Raw genomic sequence first — 22,648 nt, 5'->3', positions numbered from 1 at the left:
GCTCCGCTGCCGGATACCTCGGCCTGGAGAGCCATCCCGGCCGGCAGGCGGCCCCAGGCCTGCGGCTCAAGCATCTCGCCGCCCACCGTGAGACCACCATCAAGCACGAGGAACTCCAATCCCTTGATGTTTTCGACCGTGACGCTGGCTCCCGGCTGCCATTCTTCAAACCGCACTCCCTCGTGTCCGTCGTCGAATAGAACTGTTGCGGCCGTTGCGCCGGCCCGCGGCGGGACGCGTTCTCCTTCGCCGGGCTGGCGCACGGTCTGGGCGCGGTCATCGGCACGAAACAGCCAGAGCCGAACGAAGATCGTGCAGCCGTCCTTCGAGGCGGGTACGTGCGAGGTACCCGGCGGGTTGCGGACATAGGCGCCGGCGGGATAGTCGCCGTGTTCGTCCTGGAACACACCTTCGAGGACGACGAATTCCTCGCCGCCGGTGTGGGTATGACGCGGAAAGGCGCTGGCCGGCGCATACCGCACGATCGAGGTGGCACGAGCCTTTTCTTCGCCGATACGAAACAGCATGCGTCGTTCGACGCCCGGTGCAGGGCTCGCGACCCATTGTTGCCGGGCGGCGTGGACGATGACGGGACGGGTGAAGTCGTCATTGATGCGCATCGTCAAAGCTCCCCTGGTTCACCGTCGCTGATCGTCTGGCCGAGTGCGTTGTCTGCGACCAGCGGCGTCTCGAAATACTGCACCGTCGGCTCGCTGCGATAGGTGCTGCGGACCCGGTCGAGCCAGGCAGTATCGCGCGCCCGGCGCGCAGCATCCATGCTGCGCCAGAGATAAACACCGCCGGCGCGGCGTGTCTGCCCGTCGAACAGATAGTTTTTGCGGATGAGGTCTGGGTTGGCGCGCCAGCTCGGCGCGCTTCGCCGGTAGTTGGCCACGACCTCCTCCCGCGTCATGCCGTCCGGGATATCGAACGTGACGATCTCGGTGATCATGTCTTTCTCCTCCAGCCTGCGAAAGTAAAACTCCGTTGGTACGAAAGCTAATCTTGGGCAACGACACGATCAACAGCGGCGCGAACGACAGCGCCAGTCCACCGATGGTCCTTGGAAGCGGCGGCGGATATCGGCCGCAAACACCTCCTCGATGACACTTCTGAACGACTTGCGGCTGAACGACTTGCGATCAGCCGCTGCATCGAGCGGCGATGCAGCAAACGTCGGCATCGGCTCCAGTTTGCTTTCGGACAGGCTGATCGGTAAACCCGTCCGTCGGAATTTCCAAGAAACAAGAAGATCATGGAGGACACATGACCGAGGCCGCGACCGGGACGAGCACAGCACAGATCGCAGCCCCGGCAGGCGTATCGCCGCGGAAAGTATTCTGGGCGACCTGGTTCGGCTGGATGCTCGACGGTTTCGATTCCGCCGTGTACGGCTACATTCTCGTCAGCGCGTTGACTGAGCTGCTGCCGGCCAGCGGCATCGAGGCGAACCGCGCCAACATCGGTGTCTATGGCGGCCTTCTGTTCTCGATCTTCATGCTCGGCTGGGCGTGCTCGATGATCTGGGGATGGGCGGCGGACCGATACGGCCGGGTGCGCATCATGTGCTGGACCGTGCTGGTCTATTCGGTCTTCACCGCCTTGTGCGGCCTGTCGACCGGCATCGTCACCTTCGCTGTGTTCCGCTTTGCGGCCGGGTTCGGCATCGGCGGGGAATGGGCCGCCGGCACGCCGCTGCTGCAGGAATCGGTGCCCGAAAACACGCGCGTGCGCCTCGCCGGCTGGCTGCATACCGCTACGCCGACGGGTCTGTTTCTCGCGGCGCTGGTGACCTTGATCGGCGGAAGTTTCCTCGGCTGGCGCGGCATGTTCTTCCTCGGCATTCTGCCGGCGCTTCTGATTGTGTATGTGCGCAGCAACATTCCCGAGCCGGCTCACGCGCTGAAGGTACGGCCGACATTCGCGGCGCTGTTTGCGAAAAACCAGGCGCGCACCAGCTGGGCGGCGGCGCTGATGATGACCTGCATCATCTTTGGCCTCTGGTCTTCGAACTTCTGGGCGCCGACCGTCATCATTACCAAGCTGGTCGAGAGCGGCTCCTCGCAAGCCGACGCGCTGCGGATGGGCGCGGTTGCTGGTCTTATCACCAACGTCGGAACCATGATCGGCTGCCTGTCGATGCCGTGGATCACGACGGCGCTGGGCAGCCGGCGTTGGACTGCGGTGCTGTTCTTCGCCGGCTCGCTGTTCTCGGTCGTCGCAAGCTACGAGATCGCGATCGCCCACCTGAACAGCCTCACGCTGTTTTTGATCCTGCTGCCGGTGCTCGGCTTCTTCACCAACGGCGTGTTCGGACTCTTCACCATCTGGCTGCCGGAGATGTTTCCGCAGGCGCTGCGGGGCGCCGGCTCCGGCTTCGCCTTCAGCATGGGGCGCGTTCTCGGGGCTGCGGGGCCGACGCTGATCGGCACGCTGGCCGCCGCGACGGGAAGCTATCCGCTCGCGATCTCGCTGCTTTCGACGATTTACATCGTGGGCCTGCCGTTCATCGCGATGGCCCCGGAAACCGCCGGACGGCCGCTCGCGAAGTAGGCACGTGAGAAGCCCGTACGGGTTCGGCGCCGAATCATCACCGCGGGTTTCCGTCCTCGCTGCCAGACGACGGCCTATGGGATCGGCGCCGAGCGTTGCCAGGCGTTCGGGCGACGATTGAAGCGGCTCTTATGCTGCATCCATTCGGGAAGCGGCATGCCGTCCCGATGCCGCCCGCCCGCCTCGGCTCCTGCCCAGGCCGCGATCGCGCCAAGGAGAAGACTGGCAGCGACCGAAAACGCCAGGATGATCGCACTTGCCCGCGCGTGCGAGATCGCGCGCTTGGCGTTTGCGATGATCGTATCGACCCGCCGCTCCGCATCCGCACCGCTCAGGCCTGTTACGGCAGTCACCATCTGGACCAGATAGGCGCGATCATCGGCGCTGACGCCGCTATGACTGGAAGATGTCAGCAGAATCCTTCCTGCCTCGGCTCGAACCGGTTCCAGTTCGGCGCTCGGCAGCCGCCGCGGCGCCCGAAGAAGATGATCGATCTCGTAGCTCAGGACGGCGGGCTCGGACGAAGAGGGTCGTGCCGTCAATACGCTGGTGTGATTTGCGGCCGATGCAGCAATCAGCGTTGCCAGGATCACGCTCAGAATAACAGCCAGAGCCCACGAGGCGATGCCGTGCCAACCATCGCGGCGTTCGATATCCTCGGCTACCGCGGCGCCGGATGGCAGGCTGATCCGGCCGGCAAGATAGCCACCGCATCCGAAGCTGACCAGCGCTACGAGAATCAGAAAAATTCCCGAAAGCAGCCACAGCGCCACCGAAGCATCGCGCCATGTGGGCGATGCCGAACTGACGCCGAGACCGACGGCCGCTCCGAATGCAATCAGGATCGACGATACGGCCGACGCGGTGAAAGCGCCGAGCACAACCGGCGACCACGCCAGACTCCATCCGCGATCGCCAGCTTGAGTTTCGATGATCGTCATTGCGCTCACCGCAGGCCGAAGAACGAAAGAATAGCCATGATGATCACAATCAAACCGACCAGATAAATAATTCCATCCATGCGAGCCTCCGATACGATGAGACAGGCAATAGAACCGGCCGGGTTCTGACAGGTTCCTGGCAGGAACAGCTTTTATCGATCCGGCAGGGCCGAACTCGGTCCAGCGGCAAGCGTTCCGCGTTGCACCGAAGCAAATTCGGCTGGTTTGTTGCACCGCAGGCTCGCAACCGCGCCCCAGCGCTCACGGTTTGAAGTTGCTGCGGCTTCTCTGCAAGCCCGGCAGGTGCCGTGAGGCGCTTTTGAAATGAGCGCGCAGCACGCAGCTAGGCTTCTTTCGCACGTGCAAATGCCGGCACGGCAACGAAGATCGGCAGGCTACCGAGCAAAATCGGGATGAAGGCGGCGCTCGCATGGCCCGCCAGGTCCCATGCTAGGCCGGAGAGAAACGAAACCAGCATCGCAAAACCGTAACCGATCGCAAATGCCGCGGCGGAGGTCATGGCAACTTCATTCGGCTTGCAGAGCAGCGGCGGCAGCGCCAACGACAAGACCAGCGCCGCGCCGAGTGAAAAGCCGGCGAGACCCGCCCAGAATACGGTCCACGCACTCGCAGAAAACATGATGCCGATCACACAGGCGGAAGAGATCGCCGCGAACGTCAGGATCGGCCATCGTTTCCCCTGAAGCCGGTCGGCCGTCAGCAGCAGCAGGAAGGATGCAGGAAGCTGTCCGATGTTCGCAGCGGTCAGGGCCGCGCCGATGAGATCGTGGCGACCGCTTCCGTTCAGGAACGAAGGCAAAAAACCGTTGACGCAAAAATAGGTGCTCGTGGTGCTCGCCAAAGTCAGGCCGATGCGCCAGTTCAGCTTGCGATCCAACTTCGGCAGCCAGCCTCCCGAGTGGACCGGCGCCGCCTTGGCTGGCGTTTTGGTGCGGGAGAGCACGCCAACTGCAACAGCGGTGACCAGCAAAGGCAAGGACCATACTCCCAGCGCCAGGCGCCAGTTCCCATCGAAAAATGGCAGCACCAGCGACAGCATCGTCGCCACGGGGATGATCTCCCCCATGATCAAGCCATTGGTGTAAACAGCCGTGCCGAAGGTCGAGCGATCCGGTATCCAGTCACGCACCGCGGCCGCCATCGCCGGCTGCATGACGGCAATGCCGGCGCTCATGAAAATAGTCGCGAGGTACAACTGCCAGACGTCCGACACGCCTGCCCGGAGCATGCCTCCGGCTGCCGCAATCAAAAGACCGCCGACCAGCGCGCCGCGCACGCCCATTCGAGCGATAACGATCGATCCCGGCGCCGCGAACATCGCAAATATGACGACGGGTATGCCGGACAGCAGCCCGACTTCCGTGCCTGAAAGATTGAGGTCCTTCTGAATTACGGAAATGACCGGCGGGACCGCCAATACGGTGAGACGAAGGCAGGCGCCGCATGCCCACAGCAAAAAAAACGGCGCACGTGCGGTGTTCGATCTGTCCACTGGGAAACCTTTCGGGCCTCTGCCGGCTTGTTTATCCGCGGCTGATGCGACGCCGGCACGGAGCCTTTTGCACGTCCTTTACGGTGCCGTCCAGCACGTGCCCCGCATATCAAGAACCGCCTGAAGGGTCACAAGGTTGGTTTTGCCACGCGTCTTTTCAAAAGATCCCGGTGGCCTGTCGGCTGCAGGCCGATTCACCAGTGAGTCATCAATGGCGCGAGCTTCACTGTCGTGGCGGCAGGCCGGAACAACATTGTTGATCGCCTTTGCTATCCCATTGTCCTTGCTGACATGGGCATGGGGCGTGGATGCCGGCATGGATACGAGGATACGGCAGATCGTAACCACGGATTTGGGTTCGGAGGCGGCAAAAGGTGCGGGTGGTCTCGCGGTCGCGGTTTACACCGCCGGCCATGTGGTCTTTTTCAATTACGGCTTGGCCGACCAGGCGACCAAGCGCCCTGTTACATCCGACACGCTGTTCAACCTGGCTTCGCTGCGCAAGCCGTTTGAGGCAACCCTCGTTGCTCTGGGTGTGCTCAATGGCGAACTGAATTTGGACGATCCGGCGGGCAAGTATGTCCCCGAGCTTCATGGCGATTACGTCAGGCGCATCACCGTGGGTGAACTGGCGTCACACACCTCGGGCATCTTGCTGCCGACCGATCATCCGCCCTGGCCGGACGGCTCGTTCACGCTGCAGCAATTCTTCGACATGCTCAATGGCTGGAAGCCGCAGTCGCACGAGGAGCCCGGCAAGCAGCGCACCTACACCCACGCCGGCTACGTTCTTCTGCAGCTTGCGCTCGAGCGCCGCTATCATCGTCCGATTGCAGAGCTTATACGGAGTCGCATCCTGAGACCGCTCGGCATGAACCAGACATTCGTTCCCGAGCGAGGGCCGGACAATCGTGCCCAGATGGCTCCGGAACTGTTGCAACGTACCGTGCAGGGCTACTCCGACGACGGCACCGCGATCGGAGCGCCGGGCAACCAGCAAAGCTATTTCGATTTCTCCGGTACCGGTCAGATGTTTTCCACGGCAAGGGATCTCGCCAAGTTTGCTGCGGCCTGCGTCGACGGCGAGGCCATCGATCCGCATTTGCGGCAGGCGCTGCGGATGACCCAGCGCGAGGTGTTCAAGGTGAGTGAGAAGTTCGGACAAGCGATGGCTTGGGAGACCGTGCATCTGGACGGCGTCAATATCGTGGACAAGCCGGCCGGTCTCAACAATGCATCAGCCTATGTCGGGCTTGTTCCGGCAAGCGGATTGGGCATCGTCCTTCTCGCCAATCGCGGCAATTTCCCGCATGAAATTGCCCGCTACCGCGTGCTTCCGGAGTTGGCGCGGCAAGCGGGGCCGTGAATTTGCCGGGCGGGCTAACGTCCCTAATTGCCGAGCTTGATGCCGGCATCCCTGATCACTTTGGCCCATTCGGGAATTTCTTTACTGATAACCGCGGCAAATTCGTCGCGCGTGTTGCCGACGGGCTCGAGGTCGAGTTCGTTGAGCACTCGACGCACCAACAACGGAGCAGACACGCCAGTCTCCCGAACGCGGCAACGGTCTAGCCCTTCGTCATCGCGTGCCGGTCAGGCTGGTGAAGGTCGGATGGGGCACAGGGCGAACCGGCGCTGGCCAGGGGCACTAAACCCAATTAATCCTTGCCCTCGCTATGAATTTGCTACCCCACCCGGATGGGTGGGGTAGCTTAGTTTGTCTGCTCGAAAGCAGCTTAGGACTAGCCGCCCGGGGGATTAAACATCGGGTCCTCGCGGCGCGGAGCCGCGGGGTCGAAGCGGTCGCGCGATCGAGGTTCGACACTGTCCCGCCCGACTTGATTGTAGCTTCCTCGAATTTTCGAGATGTCACGGCCGAAGTAGGCCTTGCTAGTACGGGAATGATGATGCTCCGATGCGGCCGCCATCCCCGGGGGGTTGAACATCGGGCCCTCGCGGGGCGGAGCCGCGGGGTCGAAGTGGTCGCGTGATCGAGGTTCGACACTGTCCCGCCCAACTTGATTGTAGCTTCCTCGAATTTTCGAGCCGAAGTAGGCCTTGCTACTACGGTAATGATGATGCTCCGATGCGGCCGCCGTCCCCGGGGGGTTGAACATTGGGCCCTCGCGGGGCGGAGCCGCGGGGTCGAAGCGGTCGCGCGATCGAGGTTCGACACTGTCCCGCCCGACTTGATTGTAGCTTCCTCGAATTTTCGAGATATCACGGCCGAAGTAGCCCTTGCTACTACGGTAATGATGATGCTCCGATGCGGCCGCCATTTGGACCACCGATCCTGAGATCAGCAGCACGCCGAGCACAACAAAAGCTGTTCTCTTCATGGTCGTCTCCGTTAGACATCGTTGTGGGATATTTCGAGTCTTGATGCGACCTGGCATCAATTGTGTTGACGCTAGGCTGCACTCTCTAGGCCGCGTTGATCTAACTCAACGCGAGCTCGCGCTCTTCGGATTCGTCACGCAATAGGCTTGATAGAGCGTCTTGAGAGTTTCGATCTCGAAGAAACCTGACGACCGAGTTCCAACGACGAAAACCATCTTCTCGGTCCTAATACTATCGGACTTTTTGGGCGGGGTGGGGTTGGTTCAGCGATTGCCCCGGTCGCGTCGGGATTATCGAAGCCACTCTCGTCCATTTCACATTTCACAAAACTTTGACATCCAAGCCTTCGATTCTTGCTCGTGTTGAATCTCTGCGCGGAATGATTGAGCGGCGTCCGATCTTCGACACTGCCGCGAGCCGTTGTTGATGCAACTAGCTTGAGTCGGACAGCAGGTGGGACGGCTCGCCGCTACTCGGTCGCGCTCGACTTTCTGCAGATCGATGGCACGTTCGCTCGGCGACACTCTTGATTGGCAGTTCCGAGGGCACCGCGAGCACGTTCGCGGCGATGAAGACTTGCGAGATCGGCGCGAAGTCCTTCACCGGATCGAATGGCAGCGTATCATACAGGGTCGGATTGATGACGAGCGACGAGTTACTGCCCATCAAACGCGTGTAGCCGTCGGCAGGGGCCTTGGCGACCTGGGCGGTCGCGATGTTGCTGCCGGCGCCGGGTACATTCTCGACGACGAAGGGCGTGCCCACACGTCCGCGAAGCGGTCGGCGAGGATGCGCGCCACAAGGTCCGGCGCGGTGCCGGGCGTGAAGCCGACGAGGATTTTCACAGGGCGGTTCGGATAACTCGATTGCGCCGGGGCCGTTTGCGGCGCCAGCAGCACCAGCAGCGCGACGAACAGCTTCGAAGCGAGCCTCATCGTTTCCTCCATCCGTCCCGCTTGACCCGTTCGGCGCGGTCGTCGTCTGACGTACGGAAAGTGTGGCAGCGCGGGTCGACCGCCGCAAGGTGCTCTCGGCAAACCGGCGCAGTCACGACCAAAGCGTCCCGTCGGGATCATCGGCCGCGAGCCGAGATGCATCGGATCGCCCGCGAACGGGCAAACGTTAATCAAATCATAGAACCTTCCTGATACCATACCGGGCAGTATGCTTTGGCACACGGCGCGGCGGTGCATCCACCGTCGGGTCGGCTCTTCGCCGCTGAAGAAATTTTTCGACCGATACGGACAAATTCTATTTCGACTTGGCTGGGCTGGCGAAAGCTGCCCCGAATTTTCCAAGCCCAAGAGTGCACGCGATGGAAACAGCAACATTGCAGTTGCTAGCCGAGTTGGAGGCAGAGGACGGATGGCCTGCGGAGCGCTGGGCTTCCGTTCTGGACCGCACTGCCAGGCTGTTCCTTTGCAGTATCGAAAGCCTGTCGGCATCCAAGATCGATCTGTTTGATCGCGTCCTGATCCGGCTGATCGATCACGTCGACACGCCGTCTTTGGCTATGCTGAGCCGGAAGCTCTCCGAAGCAAAGTGCGCCTTGCCACAAGTGAGCCGTCGGCTCGCCTTCGACGAGAACGAGGCGGTGTGGGCCCCAATCCTGAAGTCCCGAGCCATGGCGCAGGCCATTCTGCTCGATGTCATTCAATTGCGCGGTCCCGCCCACCATCTCGCGATTGCGGCCAGGCATCCGATCGATTCCTTGCTGAGCGATGCATTGATAGGTCGCGGTGGGTCAGCGGTTCACCACGCGCTTGCCGAAAACCTGGGGGCGAAAATCTCTGAAGCCGGCTGGGCCCGTCTCGCCGAACTCGCACAGAACGACGAAAGGCTCGCCGAAATACTCGATCGCCGCGCTGACATTCCCGGCCCGATCAAGCGTGGAATCCACGCGAAGGTTGAAGATGCGCACATGCGCCGGCTGTCCGCCAGGCCTCGCGTGATGCGGGATCAGATCGAAGACACGGTTGCTTCCAGGGCTGCAACCAGGCTGCCCGATCCCGAACCGTCTGATCTCGCGCGCGTCCAGGCCCAGATGGTCGAACTCAGCCGCCAGGGCAAGCTGAGGGACTCCACTGTGAACAGGTTCGCCGCTGCCCGTGAATATGTCGAGGTTGCCGCGGCGCTCGCCCTGCTGACGGGATCGCCGATCGACGTCATTCGCGCCTTGATCGCGGGCGACAAGATCGAGGGCCTGGTACTTGCTTGCAAGGCCGCGAGGCTAACCTGGGGAACGACCAGCATGATCGTGAAGAATCGCCCTGGCCTGCCGCCCGTCCCTGCCGCAGAACTGGAAAAGGCCAAGGAAACGTTTTCGTCGTTTTGCCTGTCGGCAGCGCAACGCACCGTACGCTTCTAGCTTTGCTCTTTCGAAAGCCAACGGCGCTATTTTTCTATCTTGTTGTGAAGCTGCCAGAACCGCAGGGTCCGTTCGGCTGTTTCGCCAGAGAGTTTTGCATAGTCCCTGGCGGCAAGCTTCAAGGTGGCTTCGTCGACGCGGTGCCTGGGCGCCCGATTGCATAGAATCGCCTCGACCGTCGGCCAGATCAACCCCGCCGCTTTGCACGGAATCAGAACGAGGTCGGCGCGCGGCCCCTCCAGCACCTTCATCATGATGTCGGTCGGCGCGCTGTTGTTGAGAATGCCAAGCGAGGCTGCAACCTCCTCCAGCCTCTTATTCGTCGCGAATGCGGCGATCGCGGAGTCATTCAGCTCGTTCAAGCCTTTCATCCGCCTCACGATGGCTTCAGCACGGCTGTAATCTCGCCCGCCCTGAGGCTCGCCCTTTACGCTATCGGCAATCGCCTCCAGCACGCGCTTGATTTCATTCTGCAGCGCGGGCGGCGCGATGATCAGGAGACGAGCCCGCACGGCCTCGGTTGCACGTTGCAGGAGATCGCGGAGAAACTTGAGCGGCAGATCGGTCCGCAGGCCGAGAACTTCCGTGAGTTCATCGTCGGAATCAGCACGGGCGACCATGCCGCGATAGCCATCCTCGGAGAAACGGGCACTGGCGTTATCGGCAAGCTTCCGGATCACTCGGCGCTCGCCCCGCTCCACCAGCACATCCGTAACGGCTTCCGGAAGGTTAGCCCGCCCCGAAATAACGAACAGATGATCCTGTCCCTTGCTCCTTGCGATGTCCACGAGCGTGCGGTCGGTCAGAGCCGCGGAGGTGGCCAGCACCGTCCCCGCCACGGCTATCTGATCATCCCAGGCAAGGCGCTCAATCACGCCCGCGGGAGCACACTCCAGCGGCGCGAGCCGGGCGCCAAGTTCGGCCCTCACCCTGTCTTCAACCCGTGCCACGAGATGGCAGAGCACGTCATCGAAAACCTTGACTTGCTCTTCACTCAGGCGCTCGGCGTCGTGCAGGAAAAGATCGGTAACCTGGCGGAGCGTTTCGATGCGTTTGGCGGAAGAGCCACTTCTTACCGCGTTCTCCAGCTCGTCAATAATGGAAGCAGGCTGCATCGCACCCTCGTCTACAATACATTATGTCTGCAAAATCACGATCGAAGCCGCGATCTCCCTCACTCGACCGGGAGAGAGGCGTCGTGAAGACGAGCAAGAATATGGAACCGCCCCTTACAGGCCGGTTAATTGCAGGTCCGGCTTCGGCAATTCCGTCCTGTCACGGCTCGTGCTGCGGTAAGATGATAATCAATCCCAGAACGATCCGGCCTCCTCAACGCCTTCATTGAGCCAGATCAGCGCTTCGCGCGCGCTCAGCTTAATCACACGCTCTTCAACAGCCGGAGTCGGTCGGCCGTCCGACAGATAGAGGATAAAAGTGTCCTCGGTTCGAAACAGCGCCTCGCGTGCTGTCCGGAACGCCAGGGTTTCAGCGTCCAGGAAAGGAACGGTCCGCGAGCGAACCAATTCGATGCGGGGTTTGTTCGCGGTCGCGTTCTTTTCCATTCAGGCGCGCGATGTCTTTTTGCGGTCGGGCTTGTTGATCAGATATCGAACGCCGACGGTCGAACCATCAATCCAGACCAGTTCGCAACGCCGGAATGCGAGGCCGGTGGACGACAGAACCAAGAAGAATTCCTTTGCCTTCAGGACATCTGTGGTCCCGCTCACTTCGACCCGCGCGCCAGTTGACGAAGCGTCGCGCAGCTCACAATTGCGCTGCCAGGTGCCATCGACCCCCATCAGCATCACGGGAAAGGGACGTTGAAACTGCACGCGGCCCGATTTTCGGTTGTTCCATCCCATGCGTTGTCACCGTGTCAGGAGAAGCCTCGCAAAGCCGGACCGCCATTGAGGCGTTGCGGAGTTACGCTGACATTGCACAGCGATTGGCCAAGCCCGGAACACGGGAAAAACCGACCGGCCACTGCCGGAGAAGAGCAGCGTGGATGCTCTGAATCGGTGCACGCGCGGCGCTCCCGAGCTTTGCAGGGATGAGGCCCAAATCATCGCAATTGAGAGGTAAATTAATACTACTTTTCGAATATACGTAGTGTAATTTCAACCATGCGTTTAAACGCTTAAGAAATCGTAAGCGTTATGATTTCGTTAGGCGTTTTTTTCAACGCTCGCCGACATCGAGCGAGCGCGCCCCGAATGGGAAGCGGCAACACGTGTGCGTCACGGCCATGAGGCCGTCTTCGGCAGGCGCAGCCGTTCACCTTCCTCGGATTTGTCGTCAGCCAGAACACCGTCCTCGATCCTGATGATGCGATCAGCGAACGAAACGATGCGGGGATCGTGGGTGACGACCAGAACAGCCCGGTCTCGCTTGTGAGCGATATCCGCAAGGATTCGCATAATGGCGCGGCCATTCTCGCCATCGAGCGCAGAGGTCGGCTCGTCGGCCAGGATGACGGAGGGATTGGCGACGAAGGCGCGGGCGATGGCAACCCGCTGCTGCTCGCCGCCGCTCAAGGAGTCCGGCAATGATCTGGCTCTCTTCTCAAGTCCCACCAAGCCAAGCGCTTCATGTGACTTTCGTGCAGCGTCCCTGCCGTGCTGGCCGCGGATATCGAGCGCGAGCTGCACATTCTGCCGGGCCGTCATGGTCGGGAACAGATGGTAGGACTGGAATACGAAGCCGATATGGTCGCGCCGGATTCGGGCGAGAGCCTCCTTGTCGGCATTGGAAGTCGTCGTGCCACAGACGGTCACAGTGCCCGAACTGGGCGTCAACATGCAGCCCAGGATCAGAAGCAGCGTGGTTTTGCCGCTGCCTGACGGTCCCATCAGGAGCGTCAGCTCACCCTTGCGCAAGGCAAGATCGATGCCGCGCAACGCCTGCACTTCGCCAGCGCCACGGCCCAGCGTTTTTTTGATCGCTTTGGCTTCGATGATGATCTCGTTCATCGCATGAAAACCGAGGCAGGATCGATGCGGACGACGCGGATGATGGCGACGATGCCGGAAACCACGCACATCACGATCGTGAGAAGGAGCAGCGCGGCGACCAGCCACGGCGAAATCATGATCGGAAGCGCGCTTCGTTCGGTCGCCCTGACCACCACGTATCCGATCGCACCGGCAATGATGAAGCCGATCACCGCGTTAAGCAGCGCCTGATAGATGATGACGCTGTAGATGTAGTTGTTCGACGAGCCCATCGCGCGCAGCGTCGCGAACTCGCTCAGGTGATCCTTGGTCGAGGAATAGAGCGTTTGGGCTACGATCACCGTGCCGACGATCACCCCGAGAATGGCGCCGGCAAACAGCGCCGCGCCGGCGCCGGTGCCGAACAGCCAGAACGAGCGGCTGCGGTTGCGGAATTCATTCGTCGTCAGCACCTCCGTGTCGCCGCCGATACGATCGCGGATATCCTGGATCACCTTGGCGCGATCCGCATCCGGCTTGAGGCGAATGATCAGGTCGCTGGCCTTGCTTGGAAACGTGCCGGTGTAGAAGCGCGCCTCTTTCTGATCGACAAAGACATAGGGCGTGGTTGTGAACGATCGGATGCCGTCCGTCAGCGCAGCGACCTTGACCTTATGGCCACGAATTTCCGCGGTATCGCCGAGCTTCTTGATGCCGAGCCGGCCGAAATAGGTGCGGTCGACCGCCACCGTGCCCCATTGCGAGAGCGCGCGAACGTCGCCTTCGACCACATTCCAGGGCCGCAAGGCATCGGCCTTGAGATCAACGCCTACAATGAAGACCGGCGTAACCTCGCCGGATTCGATCCGCCAATCCGAAAAACCGATTACCAGAGGCACTACGGAGGCAACGCCGTTCACGGAAGCGACCTTGTCGCGCAGCTTCACCTCGAGCAGCGAGGGATCCTCGAAAGATTTGGCGCCCTTGGGCAGCACCCAGAGGTCGGCATTGGCATGATCGATCATGGTCGTAACCATGTGACCGAAGCCGAAATAAAGGCCCATCTGGATCATCACCAGCACCACCGAAAATACGATCCCGATCAGGGTCGCGACGAAGCGCAGGCGGTCGTGGAGGAGATTGCGCGTGGCAAGCGTCATGACCAGAGACATCTAGCGGACCTCATCCCTCATCGTATCTGGTCAGCGACCGCGCGGTCACGGGAATGGCGGAATACCGCCGCGCGCGAGCTTTGCCGGCTCGCCTGAATGGCATTCCGATGATCGCCCTCGCACCCGCAACTGTCGTCCAGCTTAGCAGCAAAGCCGCCGAAGAAACGATGATCATCTTGAAAACCGCGTTCAGCGGCTCGCCGACCAGCGCATATCCGACCCACAGGACGAAGACATAATGCACGAGATAGATGCCATAGGCATTCGCCGAAAGGCTATCGAGCAGCCGGTCGCGCGCGCGCAACAGCCGCAGGCCCATTCCGAGATAGGCCATCACGCCCGCCGCACTGGCAAAAGGGAAGGCTGCCGCGGCCGCCAGCCTGTCAACCAGCGGACTGGCGTTCCAGTCCGGCAGCGTCAGCGATGTCAGGCCGCCCCACGCGCCCATGCAGATCACCGCGCCCGCAAGCCAGGCGAGCCAATACCTTGCGACGGGCCCGTCGACGCGCAGCAGACTGCGGTCACACCCATAGGCGCCGATGGCAAAACCCGCAAAGAAATAAACGAGGTAGTGCAAGGGACGAGAATATTGAAACGAGATCGGCCCGACATTGCTCCAGGCCCAGGGCGTAAAGATCATGGCGAGCGGAATGTAGGCGAGCGCCGACATGCCGACGAGCCAAGCGAAGAACAGGAGCGGCCGCTCGCTGAGCCGCCCGGCCCATCGGCTCAAGGCCTCCCCCCAGTGGGGCGCGAATCCGTAAAGAGCGGATGCCAGCGCGCCCAGCACGAACACCTGCCACAAGAACCATTGCGGGCCCGAGGGCCACATCGGAAGCTCGCGCCAGTGCTGCCAGAAGGCCGATAGCGATGGGTCGACGGCGGTGAGGCGATACGAGGCATAATAGGCAAGCGGGCTCAGGATCGCGACCGCCAGAACGAAGGGAAGGCCGATTCGCCACCATCGGTCGGCGAGATAGCGAATGGCGCCTTTGCGCCCAAGGCTTGCCGGCGCAAACAGGCCGGCAAGAAAAAACATCAGCGGCATCAGGCTGATGTCCTGCCAGGCGCAGAACAGATCGAAGCCGAACCAGCGCTGCTGATCGATGATCGGAAAGGCAATCCAGCGATAGGGTGCGGCGTCAAAGGCAAAGGGTTGCGCCGGTTGCGATGCGAGGTAGGGCAACGCCGAATGAAAGGCGACCACAATCAGAATGACCACCGCGCGCAGATTGCTGAACGGCACATTTACGTTCGAATTCATGACGCCACGGCAAGATAGCTTCAGGTGCTGGAATGCCAACCGGGAAACCGCACTCTTGGTTCCAACTGCGATTCTGGCAAGCCGGTAGATGGGCGAAGCCGGGACTGAGCTGTGACCGGCCTGAGGCGCGGAGATCCGTCCGGCCCACCGGACAGCTTTCGCCCTCCCCGTGGCATTTCGGCGGGCAGGTCGCCTCGCCGACAAGACGGCGCCTCCTATTCGTCTTCGAACTCATCTTCCTCGTCGACCTTCGCGCGGTGCTTGCGCGAGGAGGCCGTCCTGCCGAGCGATCCCGTGACTGGCGGCTCACGCGCGGCATAGGGGTTGCGACGCATGGCGCGCGCGGCGACTTCCTCGCCGGAAACCGCGGCCGGCTCGCAGATCAGACGCCGCGAGGCCCGGCGCATCAGGTCCACGTGGATATGATCGTAGTGATAGGCGTTGGAGCCGGGCGCAAGGACGGTGGTGAATTGCTGGCATGCGCCGGCTTCGACATCGCGCAGAAAACCCTGCTCTTCCGGCAGCCCGTGCCAGCCGTCTTTCACCGTGACGCGGCGTCCGTCGGCGAAGGTAAAGGCGGCGATGTCGAGCGCGTTGCCGAAGGCGTGTTCGGAAATGTGAGCGTTGGGATTGCCGTTCATGCCGCGGCAGGAATAGGCGGAGATCTGCTTGATCTCGACAACGCGCTGCCCGAACCAGCGTTGCGCCGCCGGCTGCACCGTGTCGGCGAACCAGTGATCCAGCACCGAGACGATCGGACATGCGAGTGTCGCGGCCGGCTTGACCTCGACGGGGCCAGCGACAGCGGGCTGCATCGGTCCCGGACCCAGCCGCGGGGGCGGCTGATAAGCGGGCTGCTGGTACCGCGGATAAGAAGAATAGGAAGGCTGCGGAGACGCGGGAACTTGCGAGGGCGCCGCATAATTCTCATGCGGATAGGCCGGGTTGTCACGCGGGTAAGCGGCCGGCGGCGCGTAAGGCGATGATGGCCCAACCTGCCAGCCCGGCGGCGCTTCGCTCGGCAGGCGGATTTCGTTCTGCTCCGCTGCCACGCCGGGCGCACGCAGGGAAACCGGCCCCGACGGCGTTCCGTAACCGCCCGCGCCATAGCCCGCTCCGGCGGAGTTTGGCGCGCCGTATTGCTGCTGCTGATAATAAGACGACGGCGGCGAAGGTGGTTGCCCGGCGGGCCAGCGCGGCTGGTTGCCGATCATGGCCGGCGGGCGGAGGTCCTCGTCAGCAAAGCCGAATGTCGAGGTGCCTTCGCCAATTGCGGAAACCTTCAGCGGGAAATCTGCGCCGCACGCGCCGGGGCCCGAAATCGGACTGATCCGGACGATGTCCGGTCCTTCCTTGACCGCGCCGGATTTCAGGCATGCAACTTCGGCCTCGCCCCGCCACGGCTCGCGTTCCTCGAAAAAAAATCCGCGGCCGCAACCTGCCAACGATACAAGGACGAAGGAGCCGACGAGATACCAACTAACTCCGCGCGCCATGCGGAGAACTTCAACGAATTTATTTAAGGACTCATCAACGTCTTGATTTCACGACTCTTTAACCACGTTACCGGCGGTGCTGCGCGGCGGCAGTGCGGTGCACGGACAGCAACTCTGACTTTTTTGTCATGGAACGGATCGCTAGCTTCCACGTTTACGGCGGTTGAGCTTACGTGACTTCGAAGCGACCTCTGGAGCATCAGCGTCTTGGAGCATCAAATGGCCCTTCGTCCTTTCGTCAGTCAGCTAAGCGTGGTGACCGCATATCTCGCCTTTGCCTTCGTCGGCGCGATCGTGCTGGGCATCTTCTAGCCAACCTTGTTAACATCGAATGGTTTGAAAAGCCGGCGGCGCAAAACCGCCGGCTTTTCCTTCGCTCTGCCTTCACGACCGCGATCGCATGATCGCCCGTAGCGAACTGCCTAGGACCAGGGGATTCCCGGCACCGACGTTCATGCCGCGTTCAGCCGATTCCAGCCTCAATCGGCGAAGCTCATTCTTGCCGGGCGAGAACTCGATCGGCAAAGTGTGTCCTTGGGCAGGCGGATTCTCCATTCATGCATCTTTCATCGACGCCGTCGCGGGATCGCGGGCTCAGCGCGGCGCAAAAGTCGTCAAGAGTGCTCGCGTTGCTGGCAAGTCTCCTGCTGGCCGGCCCGGCGATGGCCTATCCCGCGCCGGATACCACGGACGTCGACATTTTTTTACCGTTGACGACGACGATCCGCGCCGATGCCCGTTTGGCGCAGTCGCAGCCTTCCGCGGCACCTCCACCTGCGCCCTCGCCTGCCCCGGCCGCTGCATCCGCCCCCGGCGCGGCATCGGACGAGCCGATCGGCAATGTCGCGACGCTCACCGGCACGGCGAGCGTCATTCGCAACCAGAACACGCTTCCGCTCAAGCTGAAGGACGATATCTATCTCAACGACGTCTTGGTGACGTTTGCTGATTCCGCGCTCGGTGTGACATTCAACGACGCAACGACCTTCAACCTCACCGCCAACGCCTCGATCAAGGTCGATGATTTCGTCTATCAGGACGGCGGGCCGCGGAATTCGGCGCTGTTCGACATCACCAAGGGTACCGTTGCCTTTGTTGCCTCCGCCGTCGCCCGGACCGGCAACATGAAGATTGCGACGCCGACCGCAACGTTGGGCATTCGCGGGACCACCGGTCTCGTCGAGGTCAATGGCGCCGGCAATGGCGCCCACAATATCAAGCTCTATCCCGATCCGGACGGCCATGTTGGCACCATCGAGGTAGCCGATCGCAACGGCGTGCGGCTTGGCACACTCACGCAGGGCGCGAGCGGCTTCACCCTGCGTGCCGGCGCCGGCGGGCGCATCAGCGCGACGCCGCTGACGATTTCGCCCCGACAGGCGGCGCGTGATCAGGGCATCGTGCGCCAGGTGCACGCGGCGCAGAACGTCGGCCGCCGGATCGTCAATGAACAACGCGCGCTGCGGCGAGCCAATCCGAACCGAAACAACAACCTGCGCAATGCGCCAAATCGGCCCGGCGAGCAACGGCAGAACAACCTGCAACAGCGCGGCAGCCGCGAACCCGGTGTCCCCAACCGCAGCGGTCAACAAGGCCGGTCGGGTCAGCCCAACCGCGCGACCGAACAGGGGCGGCCACAGCAACCTGGCCTGCAACGGCCCAAGGCTCCGGCCCTGCGTCAGGGGGCCGTGCCGCGCCGTCCCCAGCCGCCACGGAAGCCGCCGAAGGAGCGGCGACGCTAACTTTTTCCTGACGCCGTCCTTCGAGAGGTGTCGCTACGGCCGATGCCTCAGAACGAGGAAGAGCAAGTTGCTTGAATCATCCCCCCCTTCGCAGAAGCGGCTGGCCGGCCAGGATGCGCGCGCCCTCACGTATGTTTGGACAAAATTCGAAACGATCCGGCGTCAGCACGATGATGGTCGAGCCGTGTTCAAACCAGCCGAGCTCGTCGCCTTTGTGGACTTGCGCATCGCAGGGATAGACAGTGGCCCCGCGCGTTTGCGCGTTCAGCGTGCGGTCGATGCAGTGAAGTCTCAGACTTGCCACCAGGATGGCGGCGACCGGCACCAGCGTCAGCGCCTCGCCGGAAGCAAGATGCGCCTCGATCACCGCGCGCTCGTTCTTGCAGAACAGCTTTTCGACGCGCTTGAGCGCGATTGGATTGACGTTCCAGGTGTCGCCGCTGATGAAAGTGACGCGCTCAATGCGGAAATCGGCCGGGGCATGGAAGCGGTGATACATGCTTGAGGTCAGCCGCAGGGTGACGAAGCGGCCGTTGCGGTGAGTCTCGACCAGGCGGTCATCCGCCAGCAAATCAAGCAGCGAATAATTCGCACCCTTGATCTGGAACAGCTCCGTGTTTTCGATCGCGCCGTGCGCGCCGACGATGGCATCGCTCGGGCTTGCGACGACGTGCGGATCGGGATCGAACGGGCGCACGCCTTCCTTGAGCTCGCGCGTGAAGCAATCGTGCAGGCTTTTGAACGCGGTCTTTTTGGACTCAGACAGATCGAGGTCGGAAAACAGCCGCCAGAGCGCGATCGAGGCGGCGCAAAGTGACGGGCTCTCGATTTTGCTGAACCAGCCCATGAATCGGGTGGCGGCGGCGCGCGGAATCCGGTTGGTCAGAAGGAAATTGAGATCCTCCTGCTCCGTCAGCGCCGTGACCAGGCCTTTGACTGTCATGAATCTGTTAGATCGACCGGCTAGCGCTTCTGGCATGGATTCGTCTCTCCCGATTCTCTCGCTGTCCGCAGCAGTGGTGGCCGGCGCAGCCGCGTTCCCCAAAATCAAGGCGCGGCTCGAATTGTCGCGCGCCAAGCACCGCTCCCTGACCGGACACTCCAAGATGTCGCGGCGCGTGGCGCGGCTTCTTCCGTTCTACGAATTTTCCGGCGACCGGTATTTTGCCGCGGACGGCGCGCCGGACGAGATCGCCAACCGGCGCAAGAGCGCCTTCTTCGCGCTGGCGAAACTTTATGCCGAGCGCTACGCCAAGGGACGCCAGCTGACGGCGGAGGCGGCGAGCCAGATCTCCGACCTGCAGTTCACGCGCGCCTATCGCGTACCGTTCCAGTTCTCCCGCCTCGTGCAGCAAAACCTCGGCACTTCGGCGTTCATGGAAAAGTCGTCCGGCGTCACCGTCACGGACGTCGACGGCAACGTGTTTTACGACCTCACCGGCTCGTACGGCGTCAACGTCTTCGGCAACGACTTCTACAAGGAGTGCATCGCCGAAGGCCAGAAGCGCGCCCATGCGCTCGGCCCCGTGCTCGGCAGCTATCATCCTGTGGTCGCCGAGAACGTCAGGCGCATCTGCGAAATCTCCGGGCTCGACGAGGTCTCCTTCCACATGTCCGGTACCGAAGCCGTGATGCAGGCGGTGCGGCTTGCGCGCTATCACACCAGTCGCACGCATCTGGTTCGCTTCACCGGCGCCTATCACGGCTGGTGGGGCGACGTGCAGCCCGGCGTGGGCAACCCGGTTTCGCCGCACGAGACCTATACGCTGGCCGAGATGTCGGAGAGGACGCTGCATGTTTTGAGAACGCGCCGTGACATCGCCTGCGTGCTCGTCAACCCGCTGCAAGCGCTGCATCCGAATGCGAACGCGCCCGGCGACTCTGCGCTGGTCGATTCCTCGCGAACTGCGCATTTCGACCGGCAAGCCTATACCGCCTGGCTGAAAGAGCTGCGCAAGGTCTGCAGCGAGGCCGGCATCGTTTTGATCTTCGACGAGGTGTTTCTCGGCTTTCGCATCGCCGCGGGCGGCGCGCAGGAATATTTTGGCGTACGCGCCGACATGGTGACCTACGGCAAGAGTCTGGCCGGCGGTCTGCCCATTGGGGTCGTCTGCGGCAAGAAGGAGCTGATGCGCCGCTTCCGCGACGATCATCCCGCCGACATTTGCTTCGCCCGCGGCACCTTTAACTCGCATCCGTACGTCATGACGGCGATGGACGAGTTCCTGTCGCGACTCGCAAGCCCGAACTTCCGAAGCATCTATGACGGATTGGATACGACGTGGAACGGCCGCGCCGCCGCGCTGAATGCGCGGTGCAAGGCGGAAGACCTGCCCGTGCGCGTCGCCAACCTGTCTTCGGTGTGGACGGTGCAATATACCGAGCCGTCCCGCTACAACTGGATGTTCCAGTTTTACCTGCGCGCCGAGGGTCTCGCGCTGAGCTGGGTCGGTAGCGGTCGATTCATCTTCAGCCTGAACTTCAGCGACGCCGATTTTGCCGAGGTGGAGCAGCGCTTCATTGCGGCTGCAGAGAAGATGAAGCGAGACGGCTGGTGGTGGCACCCGCCAACGCTTACCAACAAAGGCATCCGCCGCCAGATTCTCAAGGAAATGCTGAAGAGCAGGTTCGGGCGCTGAGGCTTGCGTCTTGCGCTGCGTCACCCCCGGCCTCCTGCGGGGCATCCACCTCGTTACTGCCGCAAGATCAAGATGGCCGGGACAAGCCCGGCCATGACGCGTGGAAGGCATTTGAACTTGGATGATCAGGCGTGCTTTTCGACGAATTCGTTGTGCTCGATGATATCGAGGCCGGGATCGATCAATTCGCCGCGCAGCAGCGCGAGCGGCGCCCTGCAGTAGAGTTTGAAGTCGTTGAAGGGGTCGGTGAGAATCTTGGTCATCCAGACGAGGCCAGTCTCGACGTCGCGGATGAAGAAGAGCTGAACGGTGCGAAATAGAAGACCGCCGATGCCGACCACCAGCCAGATCTTGGCGACCTGCCGCATGAAGTCGGCCGGCGTGACCCAGGGAGAGACGAGGCCGAACAGCGTCGGATCAAAATAAAGCACGACCGGCGAGGCGGCCCAGATCGTCATCAGCACGACTTTGCGGCGCAGGTTGTAACCGACCTTGATTGCTTCCTTGTGCTCGTGGGAGGCCTCGTTGAGGTGATCGTAGCCGCGCGGCTCGAAGAAGAAGTGCCCGGCCTGGCGCGAGGTCATCGAGACCAGCCAGCCGATCAGCGCCGACATCAGCGGATCGAAGAACATCATGCAATAGCCGACCAGGAAGCTCACGGCACTGACGAAATGCAGGCTCTGGTTGATCCGGCTGTGGTGATAATAGCGATGGTCATCCCAGCGCTGAATTCGCAGCTGTTCCAGGAAATTCTTGATCATGGTGATCCTCAAAGGGAGTGAGTCGAAAGAACGGTACAGGATTTCAATGTCCGGTGTGTGACATCATCATAATGTCACACACATCACGCGACGAAGCGGTCATCAAACTCTGTCACCAAACAACGCCCTGCCGAAACCAGAGCTTCGATCCCGAAGTCGCATGATCGTGCGGCACTCCTGATGCGAACTTCGGAATCACAGGACTATCTTCTAGTTCGGCGCGGGGAGTTTACGGATTCGCACCAGCGAGAAATGGCCGAGCGGCGGGATCAACCTGCGCTCCGCCAGTTCGACGTTCCCGGCGCTCGCAAGCCAGCGCGTGTAGCGCGACCAGGCGAACTCGGCAGTGCGGAAGCCGAGCCGGCGCACCACCGGCTGCAAGCCCTGCTCGATGAAGCGGCGCAATCCGTCGTCAGCACTGACGCGGGTCAGGATGATCAGTTCGCCGCCCGGCCGCAGCACACGGGCAAACTCGTCGAGCGCCGCTTCGGGGTTGGGTACCGCGGTGACCACATATTGCGCCATCACCACGTCAAACGAATCGTCTTCGAATTCGAGCTTCTCGGCATCCATCACCGCGAGCCCCTCGACATTCTTCAGCCTTTGTTCGGCGACACGCTTACGCGCCTTGTTGAGCATGGCTTCGGAAATATCCGTACCGAAGATTCGCACATGCGGCGCATAGAGCGGCAGCGAAATGCCGGTGCCAACACCGACCTCGAGCACGCGGCCGCCGAGCTTGTTGGTGGCCTGGATCGCGGCATCCCGGCCCTTGGAGAACACGCCGCCAAAGACCAGATCGTAGACCGGCGCCCAGCGGTCATAGGCCTGCTCGACCATCTCGCGGTCGAAATCGAGCTGGGTACCGTCGAGTTTGATGCTCTCTGCCATGATGATTTCTCGTTTTCCTTGTAAAGCGCCGATCCGGT

General features: G+C 61.9%; 22 protein-coding genes. 5 read left to right on the top strand and 17 right to left on the bottom strand.

Annotation, left to right across the window (positions count from 1 at the left end; genetic code table 11):
- Nucleotides 1-620, bottom strand: a 620-nt coding sequence (locus NEZ08_RS22010) for a cupin domain-containing protein (protein ID WP_298111764.1), incomplete at its 3' end; no start/stop codon positions are given.
- A gap of 2 nt (nucleotides 621-622) precedes the next feature.
- Nucleotides 623-952, bottom strand: a complete 330-nt coding sequence (locus NEZ08_RS22005) for a monooxygenase (protein ID WP_298111762.1) — start codon at nucleotides 950-952, stop codon at nucleotides 623-625.
- Nucleotides 953-1,266: 314 nt separating this feature from the next.
- Here NEZ08_RS22005 and NEZ08_RS22000 point away from each other — a divergent pair, with 314 nt between their 5' ends.
- The gene (locus NEZ08_RS22000) at nucleotides 1,267-2,553 is read left to right on the top strand and encodes an MFS transporter (RefSeq protein ID WP_298111758.1); all 1,287 of its coding nucleotides are present in this window, start codon (nucleotides 1,267-1,269) and stop codon (nucleotides 2,551-2,553) included.
- A 74-nt stretch (nucleotides 2,554-2,627) separates the two neighbouring features.
- Here NEZ08_RS22000 and NEZ08_RS21995 read toward each other — a convergent pair whose 3' ends face one another.
- Both NEZ08_RS21995 and NEZ08_RS21990 read right to left on the bottom strand, forming a co-directional pair.
- The gene (locus tag NEZ08_RS21995) at nucleotides 2,628-3,494 is read right to left on the bottom strand and encodes a hypothetical protein (protein WP_298111755.1); all 867 of its coding nucleotides are present in this window, start codon (nucleotides 3,492-3,494) and stop codon (nucleotides 2,628-2,630) included.
- Between the two features lie 343 nt (nucleotides 3,495-3,837).
- Nucleotides 3,838-5,007: a CynX/NimT family MFS transporter gene (locus NEZ08_RS21990; protein ID WP_298111752.1), complete on the bottom strand. Its 1,170-nt coding sequence runs from the start codon at nucleotides 5,005-5,007 to the stop codon at nucleotides 3,838-3,840.
- A 316-nt stretch (nucleotides 5,008-5,323) separates the two neighbouring features.
- On the opposite strand from NEZ08_RS21990, the gene NEZ08_RS21985 reads away from it, so the two are divergent.
- Nucleotides 5,324-6,373 carry a serine hydrolase gene (locus NEZ08_RS21985; RefSeq protein ID WP_298111749.1) on the top strand — a complete coding sequence of 350 codons (1,050 nt, stop codon included), beginning with the start codon at nucleotides 5,324-5,326 and terminating at the stop codon, nucleotides 6,371-6,373.
- A gap of 23 nt (nucleotides 6,374-6,396) precedes the next feature.
- Here NEZ08_RS21985 and NEZ08_RS21980 read toward each other — a convergent pair whose 3' ends face one another.
- The 3 genes from NEZ08_RS21980 to NEZ08_RS21970 all read right to left on the bottom strand — a co-directional run bounded on the left by NEZ08_RS21980 (nucleotide 6,397) and on the right by NEZ08_RS21970 (nucleotide 8,112).
- Nucleotides 6,397-6,549, bottom strand: coding sequence for a hypothetical protein (locus NEZ08_RS21980; RefSeq protein ID WP_298111747.1), 153 nt, complete (start codon nucleotides 6,547-6,549; stop codon nucleotides 6,397-6,399).
- Nucleotides 6,550-6,749: 200 nt separating this feature from the next.
- Nucleotides 6,750-7,346 carry a hypothetical protein gene (locus NEZ08_RS21975; protein ID WP_298111743.1) on the bottom strand — a complete coding sequence of 199 codons (597 nt, stop codon included), beginning with the start codon at nucleotides 7,344-7,346 and terminating at the stop codon, nucleotides 6,750-6,752.
- A gap of 433 nt (nucleotides 7,347-7,779) precedes the next feature.
- Complete coding sequence (locus NEZ08_RS21970) at nucleotides 7,780-8,112, bottom strand: tripartite tricarboxylate transporter substrate binding protein (RefSeq protein WP_298111740.1); 333 nt, start codon at nucleotides 8,110-8,112, stop codon at nucleotides 7,780-7,782.
- 550 nt (nucleotides 8,113-8,662) lie between these two features.
- Between NEZ08_RS21970 and NEZ08_RS21965 the strand changes: the two genes are divergently transcribed.
- Entirely contained in the window at nucleotides 8,663-9,715 is a 1,053-nt protein-coding gene (locus tag NEZ08_RS21965) for a DUF2336 domain-containing protein (protein ID WP_298111737.1), read from the top strand.
- 26 nt (nucleotides 9,716-9,741) lie between these two features.
- On the opposite strand, the gene NEZ08_RS21960 is transcribed toward NEZ08_RS21965, so the two are convergent.
- The 7 genes from NEZ08_RS21960 to NEZ08_RS21930 all read right to left on the bottom strand — a co-directional run bounded on the left by NEZ08_RS21960 (nucleotide 9,742) and on the right by NEZ08_RS21930 (nucleotide 16,577).
- Nucleotides 9,742-10,830: a DUF2336 domain-containing protein gene (locus NEZ08_RS21960; protein ID WP_298111734.1), complete on the bottom strand. Its 1,089-nt coding sequence runs from the start codon at nucleotides 10,828-10,830 to the stop codon at nucleotides 9,742-9,744.
- Nucleotides 10,831-11,019: 189 nt separating this feature from the next.
- A complete protein-coding gene (locus NEZ08_RS21955; RefSeq protein ID WP_298111732.1) occupies nucleotides 11,020-11,277 on the bottom strand; it encodes a hypothetical protein in 258 nt (85 codons plus the stop codon).
- The gene (locus NEZ08_RS21950; RefSeq protein WP_298111730.1) at nucleotides 11,278-11,577 is read right to left on the bottom strand and encodes a PilZ domain-containing protein; all 300 of its coding nucleotides are present in this window, start codon (nucleotides 11,575-11,577) and stop codon (nucleotides 11,278-11,280) included.
- 375 nt (nucleotides 11,578-11,952) lie between these two features.
- Nucleotides 11,953-12,684: an ABC transporter ATP-binding protein gene (locus NEZ08_RS21945; RefSeq protein ID WP_298111726.1), complete on the bottom strand. Its 732-nt coding sequence runs from the start codon at nucleotides 12,682-12,684 to the stop codon at nucleotides 11,953-11,955.
- A complete protein-coding gene (locus tag NEZ08_RS21940; protein WP_298111724.1) occupies nucleotides 12,681-13,817 on the bottom strand; it encodes an FtsX-like permease family protein in 1,137 nt (378 codons plus the stop codon). Before NEZ08_RS21940 ends, NEZ08_RS21945 begins: the two co-directional genes overlap by 4 nt.
- Before the next feature lie 10 nt (nucleotides 13,818-13,827).
- The gene (locus NEZ08_RS21935) at nucleotides 13,828-15,081 is read right to left on the bottom strand and encodes an acyltransferase family protein (RefSeq protein ID WP_298111722.1); all 1,254 of its coding nucleotides are present in this window, start codon (nucleotides 15,079-15,081) and stop codon (nucleotides 13,828-13,830) included.
- Between the two features lie 215 nt (nucleotides 15,082-15,296).
- Entirely contained in the window at nucleotides 15,297-16,577 is a 1,281-nt protein-coding gene (locus NEZ08_RS21930; protein WP_298111719.1) for an extensin family protein, read from the bottom strand.
- A 557-nt stretch (nucleotides 16,578-17,134) separates the two neighbouring features.
- Between NEZ08_RS21930 and NEZ08_RS21925 the strand changes: the two genes are divergently transcribed.
- Entirely contained in the window at nucleotides 17,135-18,319 is a 1,185-nt protein-coding gene (locus tag NEZ08_RS21925; RefSeq protein ID WP_298111717.1) for a FecR domain-containing protein, read from the top strand.
- Between the two features lie 76 nt (nucleotides 18,320-18,395).
- Here NEZ08_RS21925 and asd read toward each other — a convergent pair whose 3' ends face one another.
- Nucleotides 18,396-19,262, bottom strand: coding sequence for an archaetidylserine decarboxylase (gene asd / locus NEZ08_RS21920; protein ID WP_298111714.1), 867 nt, complete (start codon nucleotides 19,260-19,262; stop codon nucleotides 18,396-18,398).
- Nucleotides 19,263-19,296: 34 nt separating this feature from the next.
- On the opposite strand from asd, the gene NEZ08_RS21915 reads away from it, so the two are divergent.
- Nucleotides 19,297-20,958 carry an aminotransferase class III-fold pyridoxal phosphate-dependent enzyme gene (locus NEZ08_RS21915; protein ID WP_298111712.1) on the top strand — a complete coding sequence of 554 codons (1,662 nt, stop codon included), beginning with the start codon at nucleotides 19,297-19,299 and terminating at the stop codon, nucleotides 20,956-20,958.
- A 125-nt stretch (nucleotides 20,959-21,083) separates the two neighbouring features.
- Here the strand turns inward: NEZ08_RS21915 and NEZ08_RS21910 are convergent, their stop codons facing one another.
- Both NEZ08_RS21910 and NEZ08_RS21905 read right to left on the bottom strand, forming a co-directional pair.
- Entirely contained in the window at nucleotides 21,084-21,719 is a 636-nt protein-coding gene (locus tag NEZ08_RS21910) for a hypothetical protein (protein WP_298111709.1), read from the bottom strand.
- A 210-nt stretch (nucleotides 21,720-21,929) separates the two neighbouring features.
- Nucleotides 21,930-22,610: a class I SAM-dependent methyltransferase gene (locus NEZ08_RS21905; RefSeq protein WP_298111707.1), complete on the bottom strand. Its 681-nt coding sequence runs from the start codon at nucleotides 22,608-22,610 to the stop codon at nucleotides 21,930-21,932.
- Nucleotides 22,611-22,648 lie beyond the last annotated feature (38 nt).

Source organism: Bradyrhizobium sp., assembly GCF_027451485.1.
GTDB lineage: Bacteria > Pseudomonadota > Alphaproteobacteria > Rhizobiales > Xanthobacteraceae > Bradyrhizobium.
This window is presented reverse-complemented; position numbering and strand designations above follow the sequence as displayed.

Coding starts and splice junctions, on each gene's coding strand:
- NEZ08_RS22005 (WP_298111762.1), bottom strand. CDS start 952: ATGATCACCGAGATCGTCACGTTCGATATCCCGGACGGCATGACGCGG.
- NEZ08_RS21995 (WP_298111755.1), bottom strand. CDS start 3,494: ATGACGATCATCGAAACTCAAGCTGGCGATCGCGGATGGAGTCTGGCG.
- NEZ08_RS21930 (WP_298111719.1), bottom strand. CDS start 16,577: ATGGCGCGCGGAGTTAGTTGGTATCTCGTCGGCTCCTTCGTCCTTGTA.
- asd (WP_298111714.1), bottom strand. CDS start 19,262: ATGACAGTCAAAGGCCTGGTCACGGCGCTGACGGAGCAGGAGGATCTC.
- NEZ08_RS21925 (WP_298111717.1), top strand. CDS start 17,135: ATGCATCTTTCATCGACGCCGTCGCGGGATCGCGGGCTCAGCGCGGCG.
- NEZ08_RS21915 (WP_298111712.1), top strand. CDS start 19,297: ATGGATTCGTCTCTCCCGATTCTCTCGCTGTCCGCAGCAGTGGTGGCC.
- NEZ08_RS21955 (WP_298111732.1), bottom strand. CDS start 11,277: ATGGAAAAGAACGCGACCGCGAACAAACCCCGCATCGAATTGGTTCGC.
- NEZ08_RS21945 (WP_298111726.1), bottom strand. CDS start 12,684: ATGAACGAGATCATCATCGAAGCCAAAGCGATCAAAAAAACGCTGGGC.
- NEZ08_RS21950 (WP_298111730.1), bottom strand. CDS start 11,577: ATGGGATGGAACAACCGAAAATCGGGCCGCGTGCAGTTTCAACGTCCC.
- NEZ08_RS22000 (WP_298111758.1), top strand. CDS start 1,267: ATGACCGAGGCCGCGACCGGGACGAGCACAGCACAGATCGCAGCCCCG.
- NEZ08_RS21985 (WP_298111749.1), top strand. CDS start 5,324: ATGGATACGAGGATACGGCAGATCGTAACCACGGATTTGGGTTCGGAG.
- NEZ08_RS21905 (WP_298111707.1), bottom strand. CDS start 22,610: ATGGCAGAGAGCATCAAACTCGACGGTACCCAGCTCGATTTCGACCGC.
- NEZ08_RS21975 (WP_298111743.1), bottom strand. CDS start 7,346: ATGAAGAGAACAGCTTTTGTTGTGCTCGGCGTGCTGCTGATCTCAGGA.
- NEZ08_RS21960 (WP_298111734.1), bottom strand. CDS start 10,830: ATGCAGCCTGCTTCCATTATTGACGAGCTGGAGAACGCGGTAAGAAGT.
- NEZ08_RS21965 (WP_298111737.1), top strand. CDS start 8,663: ATGGAAACAGCAACATTGCAGTTGCTAGCCGAGTTGGAGGCAGAGGAC.
- NEZ08_RS21940 (WP_298111724.1), bottom strand. CDS start 13,817: ATGTCTCTGGTCATGACGCTTGCCACGCGCAATCTCCTCCACGACCGC.
- NEZ08_RS21935 (WP_298111722.1), bottom strand. CDS start 15,081: ATGAATTCGAACGTAAATGTGCCGTTCAGCAATCTGCGCGCGGTGGTC.
- NEZ08_RS21910 (WP_298111709.1), bottom strand. CDS start 21,719: ATGATCAAGAATTTCCTGGAACAGCTGCGAATTCAGCGCTGGGATGAC.